Genomic DNA, 16,985 nt, shown 5'->3' on the forward strand with positions numbered 1-16,985 from the left:
CGGGAGCGCTCCCAGACCCCCCGAACGTCAGGGAGTATCCGAGCGCGCGGACCAGCGCCGCCGCGGCGACGTGGAGGTCGGCGGTCAATTAGCGCAGATCCTCGTTGTGTAATCTCGCAGGTCAGCGCGGAGTTCTCGCCCGCGCACGCCTTTGCCCACCCCCGGGTGCGAGGTCGTTTCCGGAGTGGTTAGATGTGTCCCAGACCACTTAGTGATTCGGTTCACAAGGTCACAAATCTGGTCCGGAAGCGGCTCGGAAGAGAGGCGAGAGATGGAGCTCTACACGCCGGTGCTGGCGCTGGCCGCACTCGCTGCGGTCTTCGCGATCGGGTCCGTGGTCATGAGCATGGCCGTCGGCCCGCGGCGGTACAACCGCGCGAAGCTCGACTCCTACGAGTGCGGCATCGAGCCGACGCCGCAGCCGGCCGGCGGCGGGCGGTTCCCGGTGAAGTACTACATCACCGCGATGCTCTTCATCGTCTTCGACATCGAGATCATCTTCCTCTACCCATGGGCCGTGCAGTTCGACGCCCTGGGGCTCTTCGGGCTGGTCGAGATGGTCCTGTTCATCGGCACCGTGTTCATCGCGTACACCTACGTGTGGCGCCGCGGCGGCCTCGACTGGGATTGAGAGCTGCGATGCACTGCACCTGCCTGCGTTCTCCTCGGTCGACGACCGCTCCGCTTCGCTCTGCACGAAGGTCGCCTTCCCTCGTCGGCCTTGGCATGCACAGCGCCTCGCAACTCTCAACCTCTGCTCACTCGGAAAGGATCACCGATGGGAATTGAGGAGAAGCTCCCGAGCGGCGTCCTGCTGACGACCGTCGAGGGCGTCGCCGGCTACATGCGCAAGGCGTCGTTCTGGCCCGCGACCTTCGGTCTGGCCTGCTGCGCCATCGAGATGATGACGACCGGCGGCCCCAAGTACGACCTCGCGCGCTTCGGCATGGAGGTGTTCCGGGCCAGCCCGCGCCAGGCCGACCTGATGATCGTGGCCGGCCGCGTGAGCCAGAAGATGGCGCCGGTCCTCCGTCAGATCTACGACCAGATGCCGAACCCGAAGTGGGTGCTCGCGATGGGCGTGTGCGCGAGCAGCGGCGGCATGTTCAACAACTACGCCGTCGTCCAGGGCGTCGACCACGTCGTGCCCGTCGACATGTACCTCCCGGGCTGCCCGCCCCGGCCGGAGATGCTGATCGACGCGATCCTCAAGCTGCACGACCAGGTCCAGCACACCAAGCTCGGCGCCAACCGCGCGCAGGAGATCGTCGAGCTCGAGACCGCCGCGCTGACCGCGCTGCCGACCTCGGAGATGAGGGGCCAGCTCAGGTGACCGAGAACGACCACACCCAGGAGACCCCCGAGAACGTCCCCGCCCCCACCGGCGAGGTCCACCAGGTCGGTGTCCGCCACGGCATGTTCGGCGCGGCCGGCACCGGCGACACCAGCGGGTACGGCGGCCTCACCCAGGCCATCGCCTACCCCGGCGACGCCCAGCGCCCCTACGGCGGCTGGTACGACGAGGTGGCCGACGGCCTGGAGTCCGCGCTGCGCGACGGCGGCCTCGACGTCGCGGCGCCGCGCGTGGTGATCCACCGCAAGGAGATCACCTTCCACGTGCGCCGCGAGGACCTGCTCACCGTGGCGCAGGTGCTCCGCGACGACCCGCGGCTGCGGTTCGAGCTCTGCTCGGGCGTCAGCGGCGTGCACTATCCCGAGGACACCGGGCGCGAGCTGCACGCGGTCTACCACCTGCTCTCGATGACCCACAACCGTCGGATCCGCGTCGAGGTCACCGCTCCCGACGCCGACCCGCACATCCCGTCGATCGTGTCGGTCTACCCCACCAACGACTGGCACGAGCGCGAGACCTACGACATGTTCGGCATCGTGTTCGACGGTCACCCCGCGCTCACGCGCATCCTCATGCCCGACGACTGGCCGGGCCACCCGCAGCGCAAGGACTACCCGCTGGGGGGCATCCCGGTGGAGTACAAGGGCGGCACGGTCCCGCCTCCCGATCAGCGGAGGAGCTACAACTGATGACCCAGGACATGTACGCGGGCTCCTCCGAGACCACCGAGGGCAAGGTCTTCACGGTCACCGGGCAGGACTGGGACTCGATCGTCGAGGGCCTCGCCGAGGAGGCCGACGACCGCGTCGTCGTCAACATGGGCCCGCAGCACCCGTCCACCCACGGCGTGCTCCGGCTGATCCTCGAGCTCGAGGGCGAGACCGTGACCGAGGCCCGCTGCGGCATCGGCTACCTCCACACGGGCATCGAGAAGAACATGGAGTTCCGCTCCTGGACGCAGGGCGTCACGTTCTGCACCCGGATGGACTACCTCTCGCCGTTCTACAACGAGATGAGCTACGTGCTCGGCGTCGAGCGGCTGCTCGACATCGAGGACGACATCCCGGAGAAGGCCCAGGTCATGCGGGTCCTGCTCATGGAGCTCAACCGGATCTCCTCCCACCTGGTCTGCATCGCGACCGGCGGCATGGAGATCGGCGCGCTCACCGTGATGACGATCGGCTTCCGCGAGCGCGAGCTCGTCCTCGACCTGTTCGAGCTGATCACCGGCCTGCGGATGAACCACGCGTTCATCCGCCCCGGCGGCGTCGCCCAGGACCTCCCGCCCGGCGCGCTCGACGAGATCCGCGGCTTCATCGCCCTGATGCGCAAGCGGCTCCCGGAGTACGCCGACCTCTGCAACGCGAACCCGATCTTCAAGGCCCGCCTCGAGGGCGTCGGCCACCTCGACCTCGAGGGCTGTCTCGCGCTGGGCCTCACCGGCCCGGTGCTCCGCAGCACCGGCTACCCGTGGGACCTGCGCAAGACCCAGCCCTACAGCGGCTACGAGACCTACGACTTCGACGTGCAGACCTGGGACACCGCCGACTCCTACGGCCGGTTCCGCGTCCGCCTCGCCGAGATGTGGGAGTCGCTGAAGATCGTCGAGCAGGCCGCCGACCGGCTCGCGAGGATGGACGGCGCCCCGGTGATGGTCGCCGACAAGAAGATCGCCTGGCCCAGCCAGCTCGCGATCGGCAGCGACGGCATGGGCAACTCCCTCGACCACATCCGCCACATCATGGGCGAGTCGATGGAGGCGCTGATCCACCACTTCAAGCTGGTGACCGAGGGCTTCCGGGTCCCGCCGGGCCAGGCGTACGTGCCGGTCGAGTCGCCGCGCGGCGAGCTCGGGGCGCACGTCGTCTCCGACGGCGGCACCCGCCCGTTCCGGGCGCACTTCCGCGACCCGTCGTTCACCAACCTCCAGGCCACGAGCGTGATGAGCGAGGGCGGCTTGGTCGCCGACGTCATCGTCGCGATCGCGTCCATCGACCCGGTGATGGGAGGCGTCGACAGGTGATCGACGACAAGACCTACGGCGAGCTGCGCGAGATCGCGGCCCGCTACCCCGAGCCGCGCTCGGGCCTGCTGCCGATGCTGCACCTCGTGCAGTCGGTCGAGGGCCGCGTGACGCCAGAGGGCATCGAGGCGTGCGCCGAGATCCTCGGCATCTCCGCCGCCGACGCCAGCGGTGTCGCGACGTTCTACACGATGTACAAGCGCCGCCCGGTGGGCGACTACCACGTCGGCGTCTGCACCAACACGCTCTGCGCGGTGATGGGCGGCGACGCGATCTTCGAACGGCTCAAGGGCCACCTCGACGTCGGCAACGACGAGACGACAGACGACGGGAAGATCACCCTCGAGCACGTCGAGTGCAACGCGGCCTGCGACTTCGCGCCGGTGATGATGGTCAACTGGGAGTTCATGGACAACATGACCCCGGAGTCCGCCGTCCAGCTCGTCGACGACCTCCGCGAGGGCAGGGAGGTCCACTCGACCCGCGGCCCGCGCGTCGTCACCTGGCGCGAGGCGGAGCGCGTGCTCGCCGGCTACCCCGACGGCCTCGCCGACGACGGCCCGGCCGCCGGCCCGGCCTCGCTCGTCGGCCTCGACATCGCCCACGCCAACGACTGGAAGGCCCCGGAGGTGAACGGCTCCGCGACCCGCAGCGAAGGCTCTGGCCGTTCTGCTGACACCAAGGAAGAGGCTGTCGAGCAGGCGGACACGAGTCGCGCGGAGACTGAGACCAAGCAGGTGGACGACGGGAGGGAGGCTCAGTGACGACAAGCACGCTCACGCCCGTGCTGACGGCGAACTGGGGCGACGACCGCGCCTGGACGCTGGCGTCCTACGAGGCCCGCGGCGGGTACCACGCCCTCGACAAGGCCTTCGCGATGGCGCCCGACGCGGTCATCGAGGAGGTCAAGGAGTCCGGCCTCCGCGGTCGCGGCGGCGCCGGCTTCCCGACCGGCATGAAGTGGGGCTTCATCCCGCAGGACAACCCGAAGCCGAAGTACCTCGTCGTCAACGCCGACGAGTCCGAGCCGGGGACCTGCAAGGACATCCCGCTGATGATGGCCAGCCCCCACACGCTGGTCGAGGGCGTCATCATCAGCAGCTACGCCATCCGCGCGAACAAGGCGTTCATCTACATCCGCGGCGAGGTGCTCCACGTGATCCGCCGCGTGCAGCGCGCCGTCGAGGAGGCGTACGCCGCCGGCCACCTCGGCCGGAACATCCACGGCTCGGGCTTCGACCTGGACATCGTGGTGCACGCGGGCGCCGGCGCCTACATCTGCGGCGAGGAGACCGCGCTGCTCGAGGGACTCGAGGGTCGTCGCGGCCAGCCGCGACTGCGTCCGCCGTTCCCGGCCGTCGCGGGCCTCTACGCGAGCCCGACGGTCATCAACAACGTCGAGTCGATCGCGTCGGTGCCGAGCATCATCGAGCACGGCCACGGCTGGTTCGCCTCGATGGGCACCGAGAAGTCCAAGGGCTTCGGCATCTTCTCGCTCTCCGGCCACGTGCAGAGGCCCGGCCAGTACGAGGCGCCGCTCGGCATCACCCTGCGCACGCTGATCGACCTGGCCGGCGGCATCCGGGAGGGCCACGAGCTGAAGTTCTGGACCCCGGGTGGCTCCAGCACCCCGCTGCTCACGGCCGAGCACCTCGACGTACCCCTCGACTTCGAGGGCGTCGGCGCGGCCGGCTCGATGCTCGGCACCCGTGCGCTGCAGATCTTCGACGACACCACGTGCGTGGTGCGGGCCGTGCTGCGGTGGACCGAGTTCTACAAGCACGAGTCCTGCGGGAAGTGCACGCCGTGCCGCGAGGGCACGTGGTGGCTGGTGCAGACGCTGGCCGCGCTGGAGAAGGGGCAGGGGAGCGAGGCCGACCTCGACCTGCTGCTCGACCAGTGCGACAACATCCTCGGCCGCTCGTTCTGCGCGCTCGCCGACGGTGCGGTCAGCCCGATCGCGAGCTCGATCAAGTACTTCCGCGACGAGTACGTCGCGCACCTCACGCAGGGCGGGTGCCCCTTCGACGCGGCCCGCTCGACCGCCTGGGCAGGACAGGAGGTGACGGCATGACCACCACGCCCGAGAAGGTGGACACCGTCAGCCTGACGATCGACGGTGTCCAGGTCAGCGTCCCCAAGGACACGCTGGTGATCCGCGCCGCCGAGCAGATCGGCGTGCAGATCCCGCGGTTCTGCGACCACCCGCTGCTCGCGCCGGTCGGGGCCTGCCGCCAGTGCCTGGTCGACGTGCCCGACGCCGGCAACGGCCGGGGCTTCCCGAAGCCCCAGGCCTCCTGCACCCTGCCGGTCGCCGAGGGCATGGTCGTCAACACCCAGGCCACCAGCGAGGTCGCGGACAAGGCCCAGCAGGGGATCATGGAGTTCCTGCTGATCAACCACCCGCTGGACTGCCCGGTCTGCGACAAGGGCGGCGAGTGCCCGCTCCAGAACCAGGCGATGACCAACGGCCGTGGCGAGACCCGGTTCGAGGGCGTCAAGCGCACCTATCCCAAGCCGATCAACATCTCCGCGCAGGTGCTCCTCGACCGGGAGCGGTGCGTGCTCTGTGCGCGCTGCACCCGCTTCTCCGAGCAGATCGCCGGCGACCCGTTCATCGCGCTGGTCGAGCGCGGTGCGCTCCAGCAGGTCGGCATCTACGAGCGTGAGCCGTTCGACTCCTACTTCTCCGGCAACACCATCCAGATCTGCCCGGTGGGCGCGCTGACCAGCGCCGACTACCGGTTCCGCTCCCGCCCGTTCGACCTGGTCTCCAGTCCGGCCGTCGCCGAGCACGACGCCTGCGGCTCGGCGATCCGCGTCGACCACCGGCGCGGCAAGGTGATGCGCCGCCTCGCCGGCAACGACCCCGAGGTCAACGAGGAGTGGATCACCGACAAGGACCGGTTCGCGTTCCACTACGCGAGCGAGCCGGACCGGCTGACCTACCCGCAGGTCCGCGACCGCGTGGAGGACGGGGGAGACGGGGAGCTCCGTCCGGCGTCCTGGCCCGAGGCCTTCGCGGTCGCGGCCCGCGGCCTCCGGGCGGCCGGCGGTGTCGGTGTCCTCACCGGTGGTCGCCTGACCGCCGAGGACGCCTACGCCTACAGCAAGTTCGCCCGCGTCGCGCTCGGCACCAACGACATCGACTTCCGGGCCCGCCCGCATTCCGCGGAGGAGGCGTCGTTCCTCGCGAGCGAGGTCGTCCTCCGGACGACGGTGACCTACGCCGACCTCGAGTCGGCGACGACCGTCGTGCTCGTCGGGCTGGAGCCCGAGGACGAGGCCGGGATGATCTTCCTCCGGCTGCGCAAGGCGTCGGCGCCTGCTCGACCCGGGGGCGGCACTCGCGTGCTGTCGGTCGCGTCGTACGCCTCGCGCGGCCTGGCCAAGATGCACGGCACGCTCATCGCCACCGCGCCGGGCGCCGAGCCGGCCGCGATCGACGGCCTGGTCGACCAGGGCGTGGACAAGAACACCGTGGTCCTGGTGGGCGAGCGGCTCGCCACCGTGCCCGGTGCCCTCAGCGCCGCCGCGAGCCTGGCCGCGAGGACGGGTGCCCGGCTGGCCTGGGTGCCGCGCCGGGCCGGTGACCGCGGCGCGCTCGAGACCGGCTGCCTGCCCAACCTGCTGCCAGGAGGCCGCCCGGTCGCCGACGCCCAGGCCCGCGTCGACGCCGCCACCGCCTGGGGCGTCGAGCACCTCCCCGACGCGGCCGGCCGCGACGGCGACGCGATCGTCGCCGCGCTGGCGAGCGGCGAGCTCGGCGGGCTCGTCATCGGCGGCGTCGACCCCGACGACACCAGCGACCCGGCCGCCACCCGCGCGGCGATCGCCGCGGCGTCGTTCGTCGTGGCGCTCGAGGTCCGGGAGACCGACGTGACCCGGGCCGCCGACGTGGTGTTCCCGGTCGCTCCGGTCGCCGACAAGGCCGGCACGTTCGTCACCTGGGAGGGCCGTCCGCGGCCGTTCGAGGCCGTCTTCGCCAACCCCACGTCGCTGCCCGACCTGCGCGTCCTGGCCGGCATCGCCGAGGAGCTCGGGCGGCCGCTCGGGTTCCGCACGGTCACCGAGGCCCGGGCGCAGATGGAGGAGATGGGGCCGTGGGACGGCGACCGCGCCACCCACACTCCCGTCTCCGCCGGCGCGGCGGGCGGCGACGGGCTCGCGCTGGCGACCTGGAAGCTGCTGGTCGACAACGGCTCGATGCAGGACGGCGACAAGGCCTACCGCGCCACCGGTCGTACGCCGGTCGCGCGGCTGAGCCGCGCGGCGTACGCCGCCCACGGACCGACCGTCACCCTCACCGGTGACCGCGGCTCGGTGACCCTCCCGGCGGAGGCGACCGACCTCGCCGACGACGTCGTGTGGGTGCCGGCCAACTCGTTCGGCAACGGCGTGCTCGCGGACCTGGCCTCGCCGGGCAGTCGCGTGCACGTCACGAAGGGAGCGGACGCGTGAACCTCGCAGTGGTCCCGGGGCTGGTCCCGATGGCCGACGACCTGTCCGAGTTCGGGCAGGACAGCTGGTGGGTCATCATCCTCAAGACCGTCCTCATCTTCCTGATCCTCGTGCTGCTCACCCTGTTCAACATCTGGTGGGAGCGCCGGGTCGTGGCGCGCATGCAGCACCGCATCGGCCCCAACGTGCACGGCCCCTTCGGCCTGCTCCAGTCCCTCGCCGACGGCGTGAAGCTCGCGCTGAAGGAGGACCTCGTCCCCAAGGCCGCGGACAAGGTCGTCTTCGTGATCGCGCCGGTGATCTCGGCGGTCGCGGCGTTCGTGACGTTCGCGGTGATCCCGTTCGGCCCGGTGGTGACGATCCCGTTCACCGACACCGAGACGCCGCTCCAGCTCACCGACATGCCGGTCGCCGTGCTGTTCGTGCTGGCGATCGCGTCGGTCGGCATCTACGGCATCGTGCTCGGCGGCTGGTCGAGCGGCTCGACGTACTCCCTGCTCGGCGGCCTGCGCTCGAGCGCCCAGATGATCTCCTACGAGGTCGCGATGGGCCTGGCGCTGGTCGCGGTGTTCCTCTACGCCGGCTCGATGTCGACCTCGGAGATCGTCGAGGCCCAGGACGACCTGTGGTTCGGCCTGATCCTGGTGCCGTCGTTCGTCATCTACTGCATCGCGATGGTCGGCGAGACCAACCGAGCCCCGTTCGACCTCCCCGAGGCCGAGGGTGAGCTGGTCGGCGGCTTCCACACCGAGTACAGCTCGCTGAAGTTCGCGCTGTTCTTCCTCGCCGAGTACATCAACATGGCGACGGTCTCGGCGCTGGCGACCACGCTGTTCCTCGGCGGCTGGCACGCGCCGTTCTGGATCGACGAGGTCTGGGCGGGCGCCAACGACGGCTACTGGCCGGTGCTGTGGTTCCTCGGCAAGGTGCTGTTCTTCGTCTTCCTCTTCATCTGGCTGCGCGGCTCGCTGCCCCGCCTGCGCTACGACCAGTTCATGGCCTTCGGCTGGAAGCGGCTGATCCCGATCTCGCTGGTCTGGATCGTCGCGGTCGCCACGATCCGCGCGATCTCGCTCGACGGCGGCATCGACCGCCGGTACCTCCTGATCGGCGTGGGCGTGCTCGCGGTGATCTTCCTGGTGCTGTTCTTCATCGGCGACAAGGTCGTCGCGGAGGAGCCCGAGCAGGTCACGCCGGCGGGCACCGGGGGCTTCCCGGTCCCGCCGATGCCGGCGGGTGGCGCCGTCCGCGGCGCGGCGCAGCCGCTCACCTTCACCCCGAGCTCCACCTCGAGCTCGACCGTCACGGGAGGGGACGCCTGATGGCCGACGAACCGTCCAAGAGCCTCAAGGAGCAGTTCTGGGACCCGGTCGCCGGGTTCGGCGTGACCTTCCGGACCATGTTCAAGAAGGTCGTCACCGAGCAGTACCCGTTCGACAAGCAGCCCACGGCGCCGCGCTTCCACGGCCGGCACCAGCTCAACCGCTGGCCCGACGGCCTCGAGAAGTGCGTGGGCTGCGAGCTCTGCGCCTGGGCCTGCCCGGCGGACGCGATCTACGTCGAGGGTGCCTCCAACACCGAGGACGAGCGCTTCAGTCCCGGTGAGCGCTACGGCCGCGTCTACCAGATCAACTACCTGCGCTGCATCCTGTGCGGCCTGTGCATCGAGGCCTGCCCGACCAGGGCGCTCACGATGACCAACGAGTACGAGCTGGCCGACACCAACCGCGCCGACCTGATCTACGAGAAGCAGGACCTGCTCGCCCCGCTGCTGCCCGGCATGGAGCAGCCGCCGCACCCGATGCGGCTCGGCGACGACGAGGGCGCCTACTACCGCGGCGAGTACGCCGCGCCCGCGCCCGCCGGACGGGAGGCCGACCAGTGATCGCCTTCTGGATCCTCGCCCCGATGATGGTGGCCGCAGCGCTCGGCATCCTGTTCGTCCGCAAGGCCGTGCACGCCGCGCTGCTGCTCGCCGTCGTGATGATCAACCTCGCGCTGCTCTACGCGAACCTGGAGGCGCCGTTCCTCTTCGCGGTCCAGATCATCGTCTACACCGGCGCGATCCTCATGCTGTTCCTGTTCGTGCTGATGCTCGTCGGCGTGGACGCCTCCGACTCCACGGTGGAGACGATCCGCGGCCAGCGGGCGATGGCCATGATCGGCGGCCTGCTGCTCGGTCTCGTTCTCGTCGCCGGCCTCGGCCAGATCTCCCTCGGTGCGGCGGTCGGCCTCGACGGCGCGAACGGCGAGGGCAACGTCCAGGCGCTCGCGAACATCCTGTTCTCCAAGTACGTCTTCGCGTTCGAGGTCACCAGCGCCCTGCTGATCACCGCGGCCGTCGGCGCGATGGTGCTGGCCCACCGCGAGCGCCTGACGCCGAAGTCCGGGCAGGCCGAGCAGGCCGCGCAGCGCGTCCGCGACTACGCCGAGCACGGCAAGCACCTCGGCCCGCTGCCCTCCCCGGGTGTCTACGCCCGGCACAACGCGGTCGACACGCCCGCGCTGCTGCCCGATGGCACGGCCGCGGAGTCGTCGGTCTCCCGGGTGCTGGTCGCCCGCGGCACGGTCCGCTCGGCGCCGGCGCTGGCCGAGGACATCGACCAGATCGAGGCCCAGCTCGGCCACGCGCCGCACGCCGGGCGCGAGGGCTCGGTGCCGGCCTCCGACACCGAGACCACGCCCGCGACGGGAGGTGATCACTGATGGACATCGAGGCCTACATCGTCCTGTCGGCGATCCTCTTCACGATCGGCTGCGTCGGCGTCCTGACCCGCCGCAACGCCATCGTGGTGTTCATGTGCGTCGAGCTGATGCTCAACGCCACGAACCTCGCGCTGGTCGCGTTCGCCAAGCAGCACGGCAACCTCGAGGGCCAGGTCGCCGCCTTCTTCGTGATGGTGGTGGCCGCGGCCGAGGTCGTGGTTGGGCTGGCGATCATCATGACCATCTTCCGGACCCGTCGCTCGGCCTCCGTCGACGACGCCAGCCTGCTGAAGTACTAAGGGGTACTGAGTGTTTGCGTTCAGTGAAGGCGGCGCCATCCCGGTCGTCGACCCCACCAGCGCCGACGGGGTCTTCTCCCTGCTCTGGCTGGTGATCGCGCTGCCGCTCGCCGGCGCCGCGATCCTGCTGGTCGGCGGCAGGTACACCGACAGGTGGGGCCACCTGCTCGGCACCGCCCTCCCGATCGGCTCGTTCGCGATCTCCCTGGCGATGTTCGTCTCGCTGCTGGGCCGCGACGACCACGACCGCCAGGTCGTCCAGGAGCTCTACACCTGGTTCCAGACCGGCCACCTCGATGTGGGCATGGACCTGCTCTACGACCCGCTGTCGGCGCTGTTCCTGCTCCTGATCACCGGTGTCGGCTCGCTGATCCACGTCTACTCGATCGGCTACATGGCGCACGACCCGCGTCGGCGCCGGTTCTTCGGCTACCTGAACCTCTTCGTCGCCGCGATGCTGATGCTGGTGCTGTCCGAGAACTATCTCGGGCTGTTCCTCGGCTGGGAGGGCGTCGGCCTCGCGTCGTACCTGCTGATCGGCTTCTGGCAGCAGAAGCCCTCCGCGGCCGCGGCGGCCAAGAAGGCGTTCGTGATCAACCGCGTCGGCGACATGGGCCTCTCGCTCGCGATCATGATGTTCTTCGTCCTCTTCGGGTCGACGAGCTTCAGCGTGATCAGCGAGGCGGCGGCCGGCGCCTCCGAGACCCAGCTGACGATCCTCGGCCTGCTGCTCCTGCTGGGCGCCTGCGGCAAGTCGGCGCAGTTCCCGCTCCAGGCCTGGCTCCTGGACGCGATGGAGGGCCCGACCCCGGTGTCGGCGCTGATCCACGCGGCGACGATGGTGACCGCCGGCGTCTACCTGATCGTCCGGTCGAACTTCGTCTTCGAGCTCGCGCCGCACGCCCAGACCGTCGTGGTCGTCATCGCGGTCATCTCGCTCCTGTGGGGCGCGATCATCGGTTGCGCCAAGGACGACATCAAGAAGGCGCTGGCCGGCTCGACGATGAGCCAGATCGGCTACATGATGCTGGGCGCCGGGCTGGGTGTCGCGGGCTACGCCTTCGCGATCTTCCACCTGCTGACCCACGGCTTCTTCAAGGCCAACATGTTCCTCGGCGCCGGCTCGGTCATGCACGGCATGAACGACGACGTCGACATGCGTCACTACGGCGCGGTGCGCAAGCTGATGCCGGTCACGTTCCTGACCTTCGCGATGGGCTACCTCGCGATCATCGGCTTCCCCGGCTTCTCCGGCTTCTGGTCGAAGGACAAGATCATCGAGACCGCGCTCGCGGAGAACTGGGTCGTCGGCCTGCTCGCGCTGCTCGGCGCCGGCATCACCGGCTTCTACATGACCCGGATGATGCTGATGACGTTCTTCACCGAGAAGCGCTGGGAGAAGGACGTCCACCCGCACGAGTCCCCGTCGGTGATGACGGTCCCGCTGATCGTGCTCGCCGCCCTGTCGGTGCTCGGCGGCGTGATGCTGCTCGGCGACTGGATCGTCGAGTTCCTGTCGCCCGTCACCGGCGTCGCGGCTCACCACGACCCGCCGATCCCGGCGCTCGCGGTCACCGCGCTCGCGGTCCTCGTGGTCGCCGTCGGTGTCGCCGCCGCGTGGTTCCTGGTCGGCAAGCGGGAGGTGCCGCGCACCGCCCCGCAGGACGTCTCGTTCGCGACCCGAGCCGCGCGTGAGGAGCTCTACGGCAACCGGATCAACGACACCCTGCTGGTCAACCCGGGCAAGCACCTCACCACGGCGCTGCTCGCCACCGACAAGCACGCCGTCGACGGCGTCTTTACCGGCGGCCCGATGGCCGTCGGCGGGTTCGCCGGCTTCGCCCGTCGCGCGCAGAACGGCTTCGTCCGCTCCTACGCCCTGTCCCTGCTCGTCGGCGCCCTCATCGTCGCCGCGGCCCTCCTGGCGGTGACCGTCGCATGATCCACCCCATTCAAATGCTCGCTTCGCTCCGCTTTGAACGGGGACCCCGGAAATGAGTGAACTCCCTTGGCTCACCGTCCTGATCGCCGTACCGCTCGTCGGCGCGGCCGTGACGGCGCTCGTCGGTCGCGGCCGCGGTGACGCGGCACTGCCCAAGCAGGTCGCGCTCGGCGTCTCCCTGCTGACGCTGCTGGTCGGCATCGGCATCGCGCTCCAGTACGACAACGGCGCGGGCATGCAGCTCACCGAGACCCACGAGTGGATCTCGGCGTTCGGCGTCCACTACGCGCTCGGCGTCGACGGCCTCGGCCTGCTGATGATCCTGCTGACCGTGGTGCTCGTGCCGATCGTCTTCGTCGCCTCGTGGCATGAGGCCGACGGCCGGGGAGCGGGCAGCTTCTTCGCCTGGGCGCTCGCCCTCGAGGCGTTCGCGCTCGCGGTCTTCGCCGCCACCGACGTCTTCCTGTTCTACGTCGTCTTCGAGGCGACGCTGATCCCGGCGTACTTCCTCATCGGCCGCTACGGTCGCGAGGGCCGGGCGTTCGCGGCGCTGAAGTTCCTCATGTACCAGCTCGGCGGCGGCCTCGTGCTGCTCGCCGCGGTGATCGGGCTCTACGTCGTGTCCGCCCAGGCGGGCGAGGCGTCGTACCTGCTCTCCGACCTCAAGCAGGTCGAGATGAGCACGACCGCCGAGCGCTGGATCTTCGTCGGCTTCATGATCGCCTTCGCGGTCAAGGCGCCGCTGTTCCCGCTGCACACCTGGCTGGCCGACACCACCGAGAAGGCGACGCCCGGCACGAGCGTGCTGCTCGTCTGCGTGCTCGACAAGATCGGCACCTTCGGCATGCTCCGCTTCTGCCTCGAGCTGTTCCCGAACGCCTCGCAGTGGGCGACGCCCGTCGTGATCGCGCTGGCGCTGATCTCCATCGTGTACGGCGCGTTCCTCGCCATCGGCCAGGACGACATCCTGCGCCTGATCGGCCTGACGTCGCTCAGCCACTTCGGCTTCATCACGCTCGGCATCTTCGCGCTGACCAGCCAGGGCGCCTCGGGCTCGATCCTCTACATGGTCAACCACGGCATCGGCACGGCCGCGCTGTTCCTCATCGCCGGCTACCTGATCCGGCGCAAGGGCACCTCGCTCATCAGCCAGATCACCGGTGTGGAGAGCCGCGCGCCCGTCCTGGCCGGCATGTTCCTCGTCGCCGGCCTGGCCACGCTCGGCCTGCCGGGCCTGAGCCAGTTCGTGTCCGAGATCCTCGTGATGATCGCCGCGTTCGACTACCACTGGTGGGTCGGTGCGGTCGCGGTCACGGGCATCGTGCTGGCCGCGGTCTACGTGCTCTGGCTCTACCAGCGCACGATGACCGGGCCGCCGGTCCCCGCCGACGAGGGGATGCGCGACCTGAACCGGCGCGAGCTGGTCGCCGTCGTGCCCCTGATGGTGGCGCTCGTGCTGTTCGGCTTCTACCCGATGCCGCTGCTGGACGCCGCGAACCCGTATGTCGACTCGGTGCTCGAGCACGTCGGGGTCTCCGACGACGAGCCGAGCGTCCCCGCCGCTGACCACGCTGAAGAAGGTGCTCACTGATGGACTTCGTGAAGCCCACCGTCGAGTACGGCCACCTCCTGCCGCTCCTCGTCGTTTTCGGCGTCGCGTGCGCCGGGGTGCTGGTCGAGGCGTTCGTGCCGCGGTCGGCCCGCTTCCGGGTGCAGACCGTGCTTGCCGGCGTCGGCCTCCTGGGTGCGCTCGCCGCGACCATCTGGCTGGCCACCGACCTCGACTCGATCGCCGACGGGGCCGCCAAGGGCGGCATCAGGATGGAGGGCACGATCACCGTCGACGGCCCGACGGTGTTCCTGTGGGGCATCGTCCTGCTGTTCGCGCTCGGCGGCGCGCTGCTGTTCGCCGAGCGCAGGCTGGAGGGCGGCGTCACGTCGTTCGCCGGCCAGGCGGCGGCGCTGCCCGGGACCGAGGCCGAGCGCCAGGCGTCGACCCGGGGCCTGGAGCACACCGAGGTCTACCCGCTGATGATGTTCGCCGTGGGCGGCATGATGCTCTTCCCCGCCGCGAACGACCTGCTCACGCTCTTCGTCGGGCTCGAGGTCCTCTCGCTGCCGCTCTACCTGCTCTGCGGACTGGCCCGCCGGCGCCGCCTGCTGAGCCAGGAGGCGGCGCTGAAGTACTTCCTGCTCGGCGCGTTCTCCTCCGGCTTCTTCGTCTACGGCGTCGCGCTGGTCTACGGCTTCGCCGGCTCCATGGGCTACGCCGAGATCTACGAGGCCACGCGCAACGACGACGGCAACCGGACCCTGCTGCTCATCGGCGTCGCGATGCTCGCGGTCGGCCTGCTGTTCAAGGTCGGCGCCGCGCCGTTCCACGCGTGGACCCCGGACGTGTACCAGGGCGCACCGACGGCGGTGACCGCGTTCATGGCGGCCGGCACCAAGATCGCCGCGTTCGGGGCGATCCTGCGGCTGTTCTACGTGGCCTTCGGCTCCGAGCGCTGGTCGTGGCAGCCGATGATGTGGATCATCGCGATCCTCACCATGGTCGTCGGTGCCGTCCTCGCGGTCGTGCAGACCGACATGAAGCGCATGCTGGCCTACTCCTCGATCGCGCACACCGGCTTCCTGCTCACCGGCGTCCTCGGCGTTCAGCAGGCCTCTGAGCTGGCCGACGGCCAGGTCACGTCGCTGCAGGCGGTGCTGTTCTACCTGACCACCTACGGCTTCGCGATGATCGGCGCGTTCGCGGTGGTCACCCTGGTCCGCGACTCCGGTGGCGAGGCGACCGGGTTCACGCGCTGGCAGGGCCTGGGTCGTCGCTCGCCGCTGGTCGCCGGGCTGTTCGCGTTCTTCCTGCTCTCGATGGCCGGCATCCCGCTGACCGCCGGCTTCGTCGGGAAGTGGGCGGTCTTCACCGTCGCCCTCTCCGCGGGTGCGTGGCCGGTCGTGATCGCGGCCATCCTGTGCAGCATCGTGGCGGTGTTCTTCTACGTCCGCGTGATCGTGCTGATGTTCTTCGTCGAGGGTGACGACCCGGTTCCGGGCGGCGAGGTCGCCACCGTCACGAAGTCCTCGGTCCTGACCTCCGCGACGATCCTGGTCGCGGTGGCCGCGACGCTGGTCCTGGGCATCGTCCCCGGCCCGGTGCTCGACCTGGCGGCGAATGCGGGACAATTCGTCAGGTGACCACCAGTACTGCCGGCCTGGCCCTGCCCGTCACCGACGAGGCACTGGCCTCGCGCCTGCGCGAGCGGCTCGTCGTCGTGGAGGAGGCGCTGGCCGGTCACGTGGTCAGCCGCGCGGGCTTCGTCACCGAGACCGCGAGCCACCTGATGGTCGCCGGCGGCAAGCGGTTCCGGCCGCTGCTGGTGCTGCTGGCCGCCGAGACCGGCGACCGCCCGGGCTCCGACGAGGTGATCACGGCGGCCTGCGTGGTCGAGCTGACCCACCTCGCCTCGCTCTACCACGACGACGTCATGGACGAGGCCGAGCTGCGCCGGGGCGCCGACGCCGCGCACTCGCGGTGGGGCAACCACGTCGCGATCCTCACCGGCGACTGGCTGTTCTCCCGGTCCTCCGAGCTCACCGCCCGGCTGGGCGCGGACGCCGTCCGCATCCAGGCGGAGACGTTCACCCGGCTGGTCGAGGGCCAGATCCTCGAGACGGTCGCACCCGGTCCCGGGGAGGACCCGCTCGCGCACTACCTCGAGGTCGTGGCCGGCAAGACCGGCTCGCTGATCGCGACCTCCGCACGGTACGGCGCCCGCTTCGGCGGCGCGTCGCCGGAGGTGGAGGAGGCGCTGACGGCGTACGGCGAGATCGTCGGGTCGGCCTTCCAGCTCAGTGACGACATCCTCGACATCGCCTCCGAGTCCGACGAGTCCGGGAAGACGCCCGGCACCGACCTGCGCGAGGGCGTCCCGACACTCCCGGTGCTGATGGCCCGGGCCTCCGGCGCCCCGGCCGACGCCCGGCTGATCGAGCTGCTCGACGGCGACCTCACCGACGACGACCGGCACGCCGAGGCCCTCGACCTGCTCCGCAAGCACCCCGCGATGGACGAGGCCAGGGCCTACGTGGTCGCCCAGGCCCAGGCGGCCAAGGCCCGGCTCGCCGTCGTCCCGGCCGGTCCCGTCCGCGACGCCCTCGAGGCGTTCGCCGACATCGTGGCCGTCCGCTCCTCCTGAGCCT

At 70.2% G+C, this 16,985-nt stretch carries 15 protein-coding genes; all 15 read left to right on the forward strand.

The genetic code is table 11. The features are described from left to right. Positions 1 to 271 precede the first annotated feature (271 nt). The 15 genes from ACYQ0U_RS08925 (at position 272) to ACYQ0U_RS08995 (ending at position 16,981) form a co-directional block, all read left to right on the forward strand. The gene (locus ACYQ0U_RS08925; RefSeq protein ID WP_459971779.1) at positions 272 to 631 is read left to right on the forward strand and encodes an NADH-quinone oxidoreductase subunit A; all 360 of its coding nucleotides are present in this window, start codon (positions 272 to 274) and stop codon (positions 629 to 631) included. Positions 632 to 778: 147 nt separating this feature from the next. Beyond that, positions 779 to 1,333, forward strand: coding sequence for a NuoB/complex I 20 kDa subunit family protein (locus ACYQ0U_RS08930; protein ID WP_459971782.1), 555 nt, complete (start codon positions 779 to 781; stop codon positions 1,331 to 1,333). Next, positions 1,330 to 2,043, forward strand: coding sequence for an NADH-quinone oxidoreductase subunit C (locus ACYQ0U_RS08935; protein ID WP_459971784.1), 714 nt, complete (start codon positions 1,330 to 1,332; stop codon positions 2,041 to 2,043). Before ACYQ0U_RS08930 ends, ACYQ0U_RS08935 begins: the two co-directional genes overlap by 4 nt. After that, positions 2,043 to 3,377, forward strand: a complete 1,335-nt coding sequence (locus ACYQ0U_RS08940) for an NADH-quinone oxidoreductase subunit D (protein ID WP_459971786.1) — start codon at positions 2,043 to 2,045, stop codon at positions 3,375 to 3,377. The genes ACYQ0U_RS08935 and ACYQ0U_RS08940 overlap by 1 nt, the downstream gene beginning before the upstream one ends. Then, the gene (nuoE, locus tag ACYQ0U_RS08945) at positions 3,374 to 4,141 is read left to right on the forward strand and encodes an NADH-quinone oxidoreductase subunit NuoE (protein WP_459971789.1); all 768 of its coding nucleotides are present in this window, start codon (positions 3,374 to 3,376) and stop codon (positions 4,139 to 4,141) included. Before ACYQ0U_RS08940 ends, nuoE begins: the two co-directional genes overlap by 4 nt. Next, on the forward strand, positions 4,138 to 5,451 hold the full coding sequence (gene nuoF / locus ACYQ0U_RS08950) for an NADH-quinone oxidoreductase subunit NuoF (protein WP_459971791.1): 1,314 nt from the start codon (positions 4,138 to 4,140) through the stop codon (positions 5,449 to 5,451). Before nuoE ends, nuoF begins: the two co-directional genes overlap by 4 nt. Further along, complete coding sequence (locus ACYQ0U_RS08955) at positions 5,448 to 7,838, forward strand: NADH-quinone oxidoreductase subunit G (protein ID WP_459971794.1); 2,391 nt, start codon at positions 5,448 to 5,450, stop codon at positions 7,836 to 7,838. Before nuoF ends, ACYQ0U_RS08955 begins: the two co-directional genes overlap by 4 nt. 29 nt (positions 7,839 to 7,867) lie before the next feature. Beyond that, on the forward strand, positions 7,868 to 9,160 hold the full coding sequence (gene nuoH / locus ACYQ0U_RS08960; protein WP_459971869.1) for an NADH-quinone oxidoreductase subunit NuoH: 1,293 nt from the start codon (positions 7,868 to 7,870) through the stop codon (positions 9,158 to 9,160). After that, a complete protein-coding gene (gene nuoI / locus ACYQ0U_RS08965) occupies positions 9,160 to 9,723 on the forward strand; it encodes an NADH-quinone oxidoreductase subunit NuoI (RefSeq protein WP_459971796.1) in 564 nt (187 codons plus the stop codon). The genes nuoH and nuoI overlap by 1 nt, the downstream gene beginning before the upstream one ends. A 23-nt stretch (positions 9,724 to 9,746) precedes the next feature. Continuing rightward, positions 9,747 to 10,544, forward strand: coding sequence for an NADH-quinone oxidoreductase subunit J (locus ACYQ0U_RS08970; RefSeq protein ID WP_459971871.1), 798 nt, complete (start codon positions 9,747 to 9,749; stop codon positions 10,542 to 10,544). Then, positions 10,544 to 10,843, forward strand: coding sequence for an NADH-quinone oxidoreductase subunit NuoK (nuoK, locus tag ACYQ0U_RS08975; RefSeq protein ID WP_459971798.1), 300 nt, complete (start codon positions 10,544 to 10,546; stop codon positions 10,841 to 10,843). The genes ACYQ0U_RS08970 and nuoK overlap by 1 nt, the downstream gene beginning before the upstream one ends. Before the next feature lie 10 nt (positions 10,844 to 10,853). Beyond that, positions 10,854 to 12,785 carry an NADH-quinone oxidoreductase subunit L gene (gene nuoL, locus ACYQ0U_RS08980; RefSeq protein WP_459971801.1) on the forward strand — a complete coding sequence of 644 codons (1,932 nt, stop codon included), beginning with the start codon at positions 10,854 to 10,856 and terminating at the stop codon, positions 12,783 to 12,785. 52 nt (positions 12,786 to 12,837) lie between these two features. Beyond that, positions 12,838 to 14,376, forward strand: a complete 1,539-nt coding sequence (locus tag ACYQ0U_RS08985; RefSeq protein ID WP_459971804.1) for an NADH-quinone oxidoreductase subunit M — start codon at positions 12,838 to 12,840, stop codon at positions 14,374 to 14,376. Then, positions 14,376 to 15,980: an NADH-quinone oxidoreductase subunit NuoN gene (gene nuoN, locus ACYQ0U_RS08990; protein WP_459971806.1), complete on the forward strand. Its 1,605-nt coding sequence runs from the start codon at positions 14,376 to 14,378 to the stop codon at positions 15,978 to 15,980. Before ACYQ0U_RS08985 ends, nuoN begins: the two co-directional genes overlap by 1 nt. Further along, the gene (locus ACYQ0U_RS08995; protein ID WP_459971808.1) at positions 15,977 to 16,981 is read left to right on the forward strand and encodes a polyprenyl synthetase family protein; all 1,005 of its coding nucleotides are present in this window, start codon (positions 15,977 to 15,979) and stop codon (positions 16,979 to 16,981) included. Before nuoN ends, ACYQ0U_RS08995 begins: the two co-directional genes overlap by 4 nt. Positions 16,982 to 16,985 lie beyond the last annotated feature (4 nt).

The organism is Nocardioides pyridinolyticus (genome assembly GCF_054653575.1).